Source organism: Rheinheimera sp. KL1, from assembly GCF_001275035.1.
In the GTDB taxonomy this organism is placed as follows: Bacteria; Pseudomonadota; Gammaproteobacteria; order Enterobacterales; family Alteromonadaceae; genus Pararheinheimera; species Pararheinheimera tangshanensis.
In genome coordinates this window covers 1-11,177 of sequence record NZ_LAMX01000044.1, presented here as the reverse complement: position 1 = coordinate 11,177, position 11,177 = coordinate 1, and the positions used below count along the sequence as shown (strand labels likewise).

Annotated in this window: 11 protein-coding genes and 1 pseudogene; 11 read left to right on the top strand and 1 reads right to left on the bottom strand. The window is 46.0% G+C overall.

The genetic code is table 11. From position 1 onward, the window contains the following. The 6 genes and pseudogenes from WH43_RS19235 to WH43_RS19210 all read left to right on the top strand — a co-directional run. Positions 1-1,188, top strand: a 1,188-nt coding sequence (locus tag WH43_RS19235; protein ID WP_053426164.1) for an N-6 DNA methylase family protein, incomplete at its 5' end; no start/stop codon positions are given. Next, on the top strand, positions 1,178-2,512 hold the full coding sequence (locus WH43_RS19230; RefSeq protein WP_053426162.1) for a restriction endonuclease subunit S: 1,335 nt from the start codon (positions 1,178-1,180) through the stop codon (positions 2,510-2,512). The genes WH43_RS19235 and WH43_RS19230, both read left to right, overlap by 11 nt. Positions 2,513-2,534: 22 nt before the next feature. Beyond that, a pseudogene (locus WH43_RS19225) lies at positions 2,535-5,665 on the top strand (type I restriction endonuclease subunit R). A gap of 132 nt (positions 5,666-5,797) precedes the next feature. After that, positions 5,798-6,076, top strand: a complete 279-nt coding sequence (locus WH43_RS19220) for a type II toxin-antitoxin system HicA family toxin (RefSeq protein ID WP_053426161.1) — start codon at positions 5,798-5,800, stop codon at positions 6,074-6,076. Between the two features lie 19 nt (positions 6,077-6,095). Continuing rightward, the gene (locus WH43_RS19215; RefSeq protein ID WP_053426160.1) at positions 6,096-6,575 is read left to right on the top strand and encodes a toxin-antitoxin system HicB family antitoxin; all 480 of its coding nucleotides are present in this window, start codon (positions 6,096-6,098) and stop codon (positions 6,573-6,575) included. Continuing rightward, a complete protein-coding gene (locus WH43_RS19210) occupies positions 6,565-7,050 on the top strand; it encodes a hypothetical protein (RefSeq protein WP_053426159.1) in 486 nt (161 codons plus the stop codon). The genes WH43_RS19215 and WH43_RS19210 overlap by 11 nt, the downstream gene beginning before the upstream one ends. A gap of 337 nt (positions 7,051-7,387) precedes the next feature. On the opposite strand, the gene WH43_RS19205 is transcribed toward WH43_RS19210, so the two are convergent. Beyond that, a complete protein-coding gene (locus WH43_RS19205; RefSeq protein WP_053426158.1) occupies positions 7,388-7,591 on the bottom strand; it encodes a helix-turn-helix domain-containing protein in 204 nt (67 codons plus the stop codon). 170 nt (positions 7,592-7,761) lie between these two features. Between WH43_RS19205 and WH43_RS19940 the strand changes: the two genes are divergently transcribed. The 5 genes from WH43_RS19940 (at position 7,762) to WH43_RS19185 (ending at position 10,906) form a co-directional block, all read left to right on the top strand. Further along, positions 7,762-7,968 carry a hypothetical protein gene (locus tag WH43_RS19940; RefSeq protein WP_082335862.1) on the top strand — a complete coding sequence of 69 codons (207 nt, stop codon included), beginning with the start codon at positions 7,762-7,764 and terminating at the stop codon, positions 7,966-7,968. Between the two features lie 12 nt (positions 7,969-7,980). Further along, the gene (locus WH43_RS19200; protein WP_053426157.1) at positions 7,981-9,195 is read left to right on the top strand and encodes a tyrosine-type recombinase/integrase; all 1,215 of its coding nucleotides are present in this window, start codon (positions 7,981-7,983) and stop codon (positions 9,193-9,195) included. Continuing rightward, a complete protein-coding gene (locus WH43_RS19195; RefSeq protein ID WP_152342908.1) occupies positions 9,182-10,075 on the top strand; it encodes an HD domain-containing protein in 894 nt (297 codons plus the stop codon). The genes WH43_RS19200 and WH43_RS19195 overlap by 14 nt, the downstream gene beginning before the upstream one ends. Positions 10,076-10,271: 196 nt before the next feature. After that, positions 10,272-10,580: a hypothetical protein gene (locus tag WH43_RS19190; protein ID WP_053426163.1), complete on the top strand. Its 309-nt coding sequence runs from the start codon at positions 10,272-10,274 to the stop codon at positions 10,578-10,580. Positions 10,581-10,696: 116 nt separating this feature from the next. Further along, entirely contained in the window at positions 10,697-10,906 is a 210-nt protein-coding gene (locus WH43_RS19185) for a peptide chain release factor family protein (protein ID WP_152342907.1), read from the top strand. Positions 10,907-11,177 lie beyond the last annotated feature (271 nt).

Genomic DNA, 11,177 nt, shown 5'->3' with positions numbered 1-11,177 from the left:
TCACAGCTTCCTATGGAGATGATTTACATGCTTAAATTCGTGGGGATCCCTCAGGACTTAATCTCCACCATCGGTTTTGGCGAAGACCAATCCAAAGCCCGCGATATCTTGGGCCAAGTGTACGAATACTTCTTAGGCCAGTTCGCCAGCGCCGAAGGTAAAAAAGGCGGTCAGTTCTATACGCCACAGTCCATCGTTAACACCTTAGTGGCCGTACTCGACCCGCACCAAGGCAAAGTCTACGACCCATGCTGTGGCTCGGGCGGTATGTTTGTGCAATCGGAAAAGTTTATCGAAGCGCATGGCGGCAAGTTGGGTGATGTGTCGATTTATGGGCAGGAATCCAACCCAACCACGTGGCGCTTGGCGGCGATGAACCTCGCGATTCGCGGTATCGATTTCAACTTAGGCCGTGAACCAGGCGACACCTTTACCAAAAACCAGCACAGCGATTTACGCGCCGACTATATCCTCGCCAACCCGCCATTTAACATCAGCGACTGGTGGCATGGCAGTTTAGAAGGCGACCCGCGCTGGGTGTATGGCAATCCGCCACAAGGCAACGCCAACTATGCATGGCTACAACATATGTTGTACCACCTAAAACCAACCGGCCGCGCCGGTATTGTGCTGGCCAATGGCTCCATGTCATCCAGCCAAAATAGCGAAGGCGATATTCGCCGCGCCATGGTTGACGCCGACGTGGTGGAAGTGATGGTAGCCCTGCCAGGCCAGCTGTTTTTTAACACTCAAATTCCTGCCTGTTTATGGTTTTTAACCAAACAAAAAACGGGCCGTAAAGGCGAAGTGCTGTTTATCGACGCCCGCAAACAAGGCAGCATGATTAGCCGCGTGCAAAGCGAGCTCGACCAAGCTGCCATTGACCGCATTGCCAACACCGCCAAAGCGTGGCGTGGTGAAGATATGTCTGGTGTTGAAGGCTTTGAGCAAGGTTATCAGGACATTGCTGGTTTCTGTCGCAGCGTACCGCTCAGCGAAATTGCCGAGCATGGCCATGTGCTGACGCCAGGCCGTTATGTCGGTGCAGAAGAAGTGGAAGATTGTGATGACGCTTTTGCTGACAAGATGACTATGCTCACGGAAAAGCTGGGCGAGCAAATGGCCAAAGGCGCAGAACTGGACCAGTTAATCCGGCAGAAGTTGGGGGGGCTGGGTTATGAGTTTTGAGTACTCGAATTTAGATGCTGTTGCCGAGATCATTGATTCGTTGCATAAGACACCAGTCTACTCTGAAGTAGGTCAACCTATGGTTAGAGTTACCGATGTTAAATATGGAGTCTTAAACTTGGCTTCTACTTTCAAAGTAGATAGCGAGGTTTTCGACGAATTTTCTAGGCGTTACAAACCTAAGCGAAATGATATTGTAATTACTCGGGTGGGCTCATTCGGTATTACTGCTTTAGTGAAGGATACAAATTTTTGTCTAGGACAAAATACCGCGGCTATTGTTCCTAAGTCTATTAACCCTAGATACTTGTATGCAGCTTTAAACTCACCATTTTTACGTGAGCAAATCGAAGCTAGTGCTGTTGGCAGTACGCAGAAAACGTTAAGTTTGAAATGCATTAAACTGCTGAAAATACCTCGCCTCGGCCCGCAATCAGAAGATGCTGTTGCGGAGTTAATCGGTTCATTAGACGACCGCATAGCCTTGCTCCGTGAAACCAATGCCACATTAGAGGCGATTGCGCAGGCGTTGTTTAAGTCGTGGTTTGTGGATTTTGATCCAGTGTACGTCAACGCAGGCACCCAAGCCCCAATCCTGCCCCCAGAAATTCAGGCCCTATTCCCAGCCACCTTCACCGACTCCCCCCAAGGCCCAATCCCTGAGGGGTGGAAGTTAGTTCCATTTGGTGATCTTTTGACTCATACAATTGGTGGGGATTGGGGAGATGAGCTGCCAACTGAAAAAAACGAAGTTCGTGTAGCGATTATTCGTGGAACTGATTTACCCGACTTAGCAGCAGGAAACGCGGAAAGAGTACCTATCAGATACACAAGCGCCAAGAAACTAGCAAGCCGAAAACTCCAAGATGGTGATTTGGTTTTAGAGGTCTCGGGAGGTAGTAAAGATCAACCTACTGGTCGGTCTCTGTACTTAACAAATGGCATTCTTAGCCAATTCGATTGCCCAATGGAACCAGCAAGTTTCTGCCGTCTATTACGTCCAGAGAGTCAGAACATTAGCGTAGTGTTAGCACAGCACATGACCTACATCTATGCGCAGGGCAAAACATGGGAATATCAAAATCAAAGCACGGGGATCAGTAACTTTCAGACTACTCATTTTTTAGAGTCTGAACGGGTTGTAGTACCATCTGATGAAGTATTGAAAGTATTTGCTGAAAATGTTCGGCCAATGATAGACCGTGCACATTTAACGCAAATATCGAAACTTACTGCACTCAGAGACACATTGCTACCACGATTAATCTCAGGCCAGCTACGTCTCCCAGAAGCAGAACAAGCTGTCGCAGCAATTACGGATTAACGAACAGAGCTCAGGGAATAAAATGACAGAAGATCAATTAGAGCTAGAAGCAATCAATTGGCTGATAGAAACCGGCTACACCCATATTTGTGGTTACGACATCGCGCCAGATGGCCCCTCACCTGAGCGGGCCGATTATGTGCAGCCAGTGTTGGTCGAGCGCCTGCGTTATGCCATTGCCCGTATTAACCCGCAAATTCCATTGGTGGCCCGTGAAGATGCCATCAAGCAAGTGCTGGATTTAGGCATTCCTTCGCTACTTACTGCTAACCGGCATTTTCATAACTTGCTGGTCAATGGCGTTCCTGTTCAGTACCAAAAAGACGGCGAAACCCGCGGTGATTTTGTTTACCTGATTGATTGGGAAAACCACCAAGGCCTCAATGAATTTTTAGCAGTCAATCAATACACGCTCAAAGGCCCAAAACATTCGCGCAGGCCCGACATTATTCTGTTTATCAACGGTTTGCCATTGGTGCTGTTAGAGCTGAAAAACCCTGCCGATGTGAACGCCGATATTTGGAAAGCCTACGACCAAATTCAAACCTACAAAGAACAAATTCCTGATGTATTTCAGTACAACGAAATCCTGGTGATTTCGGATGGCTCGGAAGCGCGGATGGGTTCGCTTTCAAGTAACGCTGAACGTTATATGCAGTGGCGCACCATCGATGGCGTCACACTGGACCCGCTTGGTCAGTTTAATGAACTGGAAACCATGGTGCGCGGCGTGTTTGCGCCAGAGTATTTCCTCGATTACCTGCGCTTCTTTGTGCTGTTTGAAGATGACGGTACTCTAGTTAAAAAAATTGCCGGTTATCACCAATTCCATGCGGTGCGTGCAGCAATTACTCAAGTCGTTACCGCTTCGCGCTCTGATAATCAATCGGCGAAAAAAGGTAAAGGCGGTGTTGTTTGGCATACTCAAGGCAGTGGTAAAAGTATCACCATGACCTGCTTTGCCGCCCGAGTGATGCGCGAAGCGGCAATGCAAAACCCGACCATTGTGGTCATTACCGACCGCAACGATTTGGACGGCCAATTGTTTGGCGTGTTCTCACTGGCCCAAGACTTATTACGTGAACAGCCGGTGCAAGTGGAAACACGGCAAGACTTACGGGCAAAACTAAGTAACCGACCTTCCGGCGGTATCGTATTCGCCACTATTCAAAAGTTCGCGCCTGGTGAAGATGAAGATGTATTTCCGCTATTATCCGACCGGCATAACATTGTGGTGATCGCCGACGAAGCACACCGCACTCAATATGGCTTTGAGGCTAAGTTAAAAGAAAAGGTTGCGTTGTCTGCTACTGGCGAAGCCACAGGTAAATACAATGTCTATCAGGTGGGGTATGCCCAGCATTTACGCGACGCACTGCCAAATGCCACTTTTGTGGCCTTCACCGGCACTCCTGTTTCCAGCGAAGACCGTGATACCCGCGCTGTGTTTGGTGACTACATTCATATCTATGATATGCAGCAGGCCAAAGAAGATGGTGCCACTGTTGCCATTTATTACGAATCCCGCTTAGCCAAGCTCAGTTTAAAAGCTGAAGACTTGCCACTGCTGGATGATCAAGTGGATGAGCTGGCTGAAGATGAAGAAGAAAGTAGCCGCAGTAAATTGAAATCCAAATGGGCAGCCTTAGAGCGTATTGTTGGTGCCGAGCCACGTATTGCCAAGGTGGCTGCTGATTTGGTGGAGCACTTTGAAGAACGTAATCAGGCGCAACAAGGTAAAGCGATGATTGTGGCGATGAGCCGCGATATTTGCGCCCATCTGTACAATGAAATTATCCGCCTTAGACCAGAATGGCACGACGACGATCCAGAAAAAGGTGCCATTAAAATTGTGATGACGGGGTCAGCCAGCGACAAAGCGCTACTACGCCCGCATATCTATTCCAAGCAAGTAAAAAAACGGCTGGAAAAACGCTTTAAAGATCCAAAAGACCCACTGCAAATAGTCATAGTGCGCGATATGTGGCTCACCGGCTTTGATGCGCCCTGTGTGCATACGCTTTATGTCGATAAGCCAATGAAAGGCCACAACCTGATGCAGGCCATTGCACGGGTAAACCGCGTGTTCCGCGACAAACAAGGTGGCTTGGTGGTCGATTACATCGGCATCGCCAATGAATTAAAGTCAGCTTTGAAGGAATACACGGCCAGTAATGGCAGAGGTAAGCCAACGGTCGATACTGCTGAGGCTTGGGCTGTGCTGGAAGAAAAGCTCGATATTCTGCGCGGTTTGATGCACGGCTTCGATTACAGCGAATTCTCGTTGAGTAGCCATAAACTGATGGCTGGTGCAGCTAACCATATATTGGGCTTAAAAGATGGTAAGAAACGCTTTGCTGATAATGCGCTGGCCATGAGTAAAGCCTTTAGTTTGTGCTGCACTATGGATGAAGCCAAAGCAGTGCGTGAAGAAGTTGCCTTCCTGCAAGCAGTGAAGGTGATTCTGATCAAACGTGATACCACAGATAAAAAACGTAGCGACGAAGAAAAGGAACTGGCCATTCGTCAAATCATTGGTCAGGCCATAGTGTCCGACCAAGTGGTTGATATCTTTGCAGCGGTAGGGCTTGATAAACCCAATATTGGCCTTCTGGATGATGAATTTTTAGCTGAAGTGCAGAACCTACCAGAGAAAAATCTGGCCGTTGAATTGCTGGAACGCTTGCTGGAAGGTGAGATTAAATCCCGATTTTCGACCAACGTGATTCAGCAGAAGAAGTTTTCAGAGCTACTGAGTAACGTAGTCACCCGCTATCAAAACCGCAGCATTGAAACTGCGCAGGTGATGGAAGAGCTGGTAGATATGGCGAAGAAGTTCCGAGAAGCGGCCAAACGTGGCGAAGAGCTTGGTCTGACCGACGATGAAGTGAAGTTCTATGACGCGCTGGCCAATAATGAGCTGCTGTGCTCCAGCTGGGCGACGATACGCTGAAGAAAATAGCCCACGAACTGACAGACAATTTGCGAAAAAATATCACCATCGACTGGAGTAAACGCGAAAGCGTACGAGCCAGTTTACGGCTGATGGTCAAACGCATATTGCGCAAATACAAGTACCCGCCAGATATGGCAGACGAAGCTATTCAGCTGGTGCTGGCTCAGGCTGAGAGCCTTGGGGAAGAGTGGGTTTAAGTACTTCTGCACAAGATTTGATTCTATATCGCGAATATCACAGGAGATTAGAAATTTGAAAATCGTTGCAACTTTGAACAAAAAGTATAATACTGCGCACCTCGGAACTGTGACACTATATATGGTGTCACAATGAGTAGAGAGAATTTCAATACTGTCCTAAGCTTATTTCAAAGCAGCTCTGCTCTGCGATGTAACGAGGTTATGAAAGCCCTAAGAAGCCTCGGTTTTGAGGTAAGAGACGGTAGTAACGGTGGCCATAAAATATTTGTCCATGACCAGCTAAAAGGTTTTATTTCAAGTTCTTTTAATTGTGATCATGGCAAGAATCCGCAGATTAAAGCTATTTACATCAAAAAAATAAGAAAAATCTTAGAAGAGTATTCTGAAGAACTTAGCAAAATGGGTTAGGTACGAGAGGAGAGAGTAGATGGACGCGCAAAATTACAGCATCACTGTCCGTAAAGGAGTTTTCGAAGGTGAAGAGTGCTTTGAAGCAAGAGTGCGGGAGTTTCCTGATTTAACTGAGTACGCAGATTCATTTGATGAGGCTTACGATCTAGCAATAGATGCTATAGAGACAACAATTGCTATTTTTCAAGAAAAAAATAAGCCCGTCCCAACACCGATAGAAGTCACTGATGACTTTAGTGGCAGGGTCACCCTGAGAATGCCAAAAAGCATGCATCAAGCATATTCGCAATGGGCCGAGAGTGAAGATGTAAGCCTGAATCAACTGATAGTCAATTGCTTGTCACACGCGCTTGGAGCCTTCAGCACTAGGCACATAAATGGATATCAGACTGTAATAACAAACGTTGTATCAATTGAAAAAGCGCGTCGTGTTACGTATAACCGTCCTTTAGATATGAGTGCCGTTTTAGAAGCGGAAGTATGTTATGGCGCATAAAGACGCATTACAGAGAGCGATCAAAGGACTTTCTGTCCATGATGTATATTTAAAAAATTCAGCGGTATTCACTAAGGATGAGTGGGATCCTAAACGAACTGATAGCTCGATGCTTGTTTACCAGTTTATGACTGGGGTAGAAAAATCTGAAATTTTTGGGATTGGCGAAGAAGTCGACTCAAACGTAAAAAACTTCTTTGCAATTTACATCAAAGTTGGTTGTCGGCTTGTTGCTGAAACCTCTGATACGGATTCAGAAACTATATTTGCGCAAATAGAAGCAACTTTTATTGCAGAGTATGTTTTTAGCCCAGATTTCTCTGTGACTGATGACGAGGCACTTACAGCCTTCGCTATAGAAAATGCGAGCTTCCATGTTTGGCCATACTGGCGAGAATATTTAATGGCCTCTTGCACTAGATTAAATCTTCCAAAAGTAGCTTTGCCTGTCAGACAATTTACCTCTAGGGTGTAAATTATTGCGCAGCAAGTGTTTGAATCAGAGGTCGAAATTAACCTCCATAAAATCTGAAGTTACTTTTACAACAACATCTCGAAATATTGGGAGTTTTGCCTTTTTATTATCAGTAAGGGCCACTTTCAGTGAAAAGCGTAGGATTAAATTTTCGCCAAGCTTTTGCTTAAGTTGCTTGGGCTTTAGTTAAGTTAATCTTTTTAGTATTTTGATTTATCTTTGCTTAACCTTCAATCGGTATAGAGTCTGAGTTGTTGCAACGAGACTGCTAGCTAAATACAAACAACCTGTGCCGCAATTACTCATGACCCTACCTTGCTCAACTATTTAAACCACACTACTCATCCTTAACCTCATACAACTCACCAACGGTCACATTTAAATAGCGGCACAGCTGCTCAATAACTTCTAGCTCTATACGGCTGGCGCTTTCGTTGTAAATCCTGTCCAAGGTGCCACGATTTATGCCTGTGTCTTTGACAACATCAGCCACTTTTAATCTTCGCTCGCCCATTATTCTGGATAAATTGCACTTAATCATAGTCTTCTCTAGGTATAAATTATCTTTAGGAGGTAATTATTTTCACTAAAAGATAAAAAATGACGTGACAAGAGCAAATAAGTGTCTTATATTTGCTTTAGAAGGTAAAAATTATCTTCTGAAGGTAATTTATTTCTTCTGTAATGTCTGGTTATCTGCTGAGGTGAAGTATGGCACAAACGTATCTAACAACTGAAGAACTATCTACAAAAATCAAATATGACATTCGTACCATTCGGGATTCGCTCAAAGATCGAGTCTTCTTTGAAGGTGTGCACTATATCCGACCTTTCGGCGGCAGGAAGCTGTTGTTTATCTGGGAGCGAGTAGAGCAAGCCTTACTGAAAGGGACTTCTATTTCTTCTTTACGAGATTAATCGGAGGCGCTTATGGGAAGTATTGTTGAACGCTACGGTAAGTTGTATCTCGACTTTCGTTTTAAGGGAAAAAGGCTGCGTGAGAGCTCAAACCTGAGTGATACACCAGCCAACAAAAAACGCTTGGCTGCCACTATGGCGCAGATGGAACTGCAGATCAAAGCCGGTACTTTTGATTTTGCCTACCATTTTCCGAATAGCCCGCATGCTGAATATTTTCGCACTATTCATCAGATGGAAAAACGCAATGCCAGTGGCGGGGATACGGCTTTTGCTGTGTTTACTGAGAGCTGGTTGACGCTGAAAAAGCTGGAGTGGCGACACAGCCAGATTGAAACCGTCAACGGCATGCTGGATACCCATATTCTGCCCAGCTTTGAGGACGAGCAGCTTAGCCAGATCACCAAAAAGCAGATTTTGGAGTTTCGGTTAAAGTTGTCGCAGCATAAAAAACCGGATGGAGCAGGGCTTTCAGCGTCTCGTATTAATCACATCATGAACTGTGTGCGGATGATCTTAAATGACGCTGCTGATCAGTTCAGGTTTGAGTCGCCGTTTCGAAACATTAAGCCGCTGCCGTTGGAACGCCCGGAAATCGAGCCCTTTAACCTGGATGAGGTGTATCGAATTATCACTGCGGCGCCTGAGGATTTTAAACCTTATTACACTCTGCGCTTTTTTACCGGATTGCGTACCGGTGAAATCGATGGCTTGCGCTGGAAAGATATCGATTTTAACAATCGCACTATCCATGTGGAGCAGGCCTTGGTGCGACAACGGGTGGAAAAAGTAAAAACTCAGTCGTCTCGCCGGGCGATCCAAATGACAACGGCTGTGTATCAGGCATTGGCGGCTCAGGAAAAACTGACCCGGCATCGCAGTGATTATGTGTTTTGTAACAGTAAGGGTGGGCCTTTGGCGCATAAAAACGTAACACGCCGGGTGTGGTACCCGTTATTGGAGACGTTGAAACTCAAACGACGCACACCTTATCAGACCCGGCATACCGCAGCCACTATTTGGTTGGCATCGGGTGAGAGCCCTGAGTGGATCGCAAAACAGTTAGGGCATGCCAATACCACCATGCTGTTTAAAGTGTATTCGCGTTATGTGCCCAACTTGGTGCGCCGCGATGGTACCGCGTTAGAGCGTTTATTGTCAGAACACAAATTACCTTTTGAAACCATGGGCGAGGCCCTGCAGGAGTTAGACTATGAGAATGTTTAAAGACCAAAACCCGCCAGTGTTATGTTGGGCCAGCCCTGTCGTTGCAACAGGCAAGGCCGGAGAGTTTTACCAGTTCAGCGCACCACATTTCAGTATCACCTTGCCTATGGGAGAAACGCACAGCGCATTATTGAATGGGCAAGAGGCATCGGTTTTACTGCAGACAGACGATTTGTTAGCGCCTACTTCGGTGCGTAAACTCAAGCTGGTTGGTTTAAGCAAGGTCAGGCTGCAAAACCAATATATGCTGTGTCCAATTCCGATGTTTGGGGTTTTGTCAGGCGTTTGGACTTTAGTGAGCTGTATTACTTACCCTGATTTAAGGCACTTTCTGGAGGAGGTTTTGTGCGACCCGCTGGTTATTTCGCTGTTCTATAAAGCGAGAGGTTCTGAAGACGGCGATTTCAGTCAGGCCGGTGATTTGGCCCGGCATAGCGTCGACATTGCTTGTGTTAGTTTGTCTTTAGCTAATTACTACCAGCTATCCGATGTTGAGCTGAGTTTAGCGCTGGTTACTGCGCTGTTGCACGAAATTGGCAAAATTCGCCTGCACTACAATAGCCAGTCTGGCATTTTAGTGAGTGAAAAAGTAGCGGTCACTGCAGTAGTAGGCCCTTACTTAATTCAAGTGCTTGAACGTGACCCCGCTCTGTACGAGGCCTTGATGTCGTGCTTAAACTGCATTGAGCAGCCACAGATAATTTATATGGCGGATACGATAGTTAAAGCCGCAGATAAGCTTTCGCGCACTAAACATCGGTTCGATAAAGCTTTTGCTGATACAGCGGACTACTACGATTTAGTGGTAACTAAAAAAGGCTGCACAGACCTTTACTACCGGCGCGCAACGCAGTTTCAGCATATGGAGAAATTTGACTAGCTACTATCAATGACATGGAAAGATAGAAACGGAAATGGGCTTTTTAGGCTTATTTCCTTTTCTGTTTTGAGTGTGGACACAGGGAGCTGAGTTTGAGTATGCGCATTTATCATCAGTAGGCGCTAATAAACGATAGATGCCTACTATTACGAAACTTAAAATATTTGCCGATCAGATAACGTACAGAGGAAATTTTATGAGTACAAAAGAGTGGGTATTAAGTCATCCAAGTGGTGCCAGCCTTTATCAAGAGTGTTTTTACGATTTTGAAAAGCACGCAACTAATCCTAACCCCGCGGTCATTCAAATTGAAAACCCAGGAAGCTTTTCAATCACCCAAGAGGATCTGGCTGGTGCTGGGCCGTACTCCCAGCTTGTAGTGGAAATTCCTGCGGCGCGCTTTGATGAAATCGCAATTGCGTGGTGTAAAAGCCGAAAGTTGCAAGGCAGGCTGGGCGGCCCGGTTGGACAAGAGTGGGGTTCCCCTGATTGTGACCTTGAGTAGTAGCTGAGCTTTAGCAGGGAACTGCTCAGAAGTGTTAAGCACTGCGCTTTGGTAGCAAAATACGAGTTACGCGTATACATTCAGAAATGAGATTTTCGGGCATAGCGAGTGAGCACGTGGATGATAATGAGTTAGAAATTGAGGTGATTCCGTCTTTGCACGATCCTGTTGTAGGTGCGCATGTGGGTGTCAGAATTCGACATAAAACATCGGGGCTAACAGCCGAGAGTTCATCCGAGACAACGCAATATGCGAACAAGCAGAATGCGCTGGAGACGCTGAAAATGCAGCTGGTGCAAGCAAGTTCTGGAACTTGGAAAAGCTGATCAAAATCACTTTTACAATTAGTAGATGCTTTATAGGTATTGACCTCAATACGGATTATGCGCTCTGAGTAGCCTAGGCAATCAACAGAATTGCTCAAAAGTGAAGCAAAGTGAGTTAAGTTTGTGGATTTAATAAATAAATTCAAAACACTGGCTTGACACAAATTCTTGGAAGTGTAAGATGCGCCTCCCGCTGAACGAGGTCTTAACCGGTTCAGCACTGCTCTTTAACAATAAGCAATCAATCATCTGTGTGGGCACTCACGGTTTA

Coding starts and splice junctions, on each gene's coding strand:
- WH43_RS19190 (WP_053426163.1), top strand. CDS start 10,272: ATGAGTACAAAAGAGTGGGTATTAAGTCATCCAAGTGGTGCCAGCCTT.
- WH43_RS19220 (WP_053426161.1), top strand. CDS start 5,798: ATGAGTAGAGAGAATTTCAATACTGTCCTAAGCTTATTTCAAAGCAGC.
- WH43_RS19210 (WP_053426159.1), top strand. CDS start 6,565: ATGGCGCATAAAGACGCATTACAGAGAGCGATCAAAGGACTTTCTGTC.
- WH43_RS19205 (WP_053426158.1), bottom strand. CDS start 7,591: ATGATTAAGTGCAATTTATCCAGAATAATGGGCGAGCGAAGATTAAAA.
- WH43_RS19195 (WP_152342908.1), top strand. CDS start 9,182: ATGAGAATGTTTAAAGACCAAAACCCGCCAGTGTTATGTTGGGCCAGC.
- WH43_RS19940 (WP_082335862.1), top strand. CDS start 7,762: ATGGCACAAACGTATCTAACAACTGAAGAACTATCTACAAAAATCAAA.
- WH43_RS19200 (WP_053426157.1), top strand. CDS start 7,981: ATGGGAAGTATTGTTGAACGCTACGGTAAGTTGTATCTCGACTTTCGT.
- WH43_RS19215 (WP_053426160.1), top strand. CDS start 6,096: ATGGACGCGCAAAATTACAGCATCACTGTCCGTAAAGGAGTTTTCGAA.
- WH43_RS19230 (WP_053426162.1), top strand. CDS start 1,178: ATGAGTTTTGAGTACTCGAATTTAGATGCTGTTGCCGAGATCATTGAT.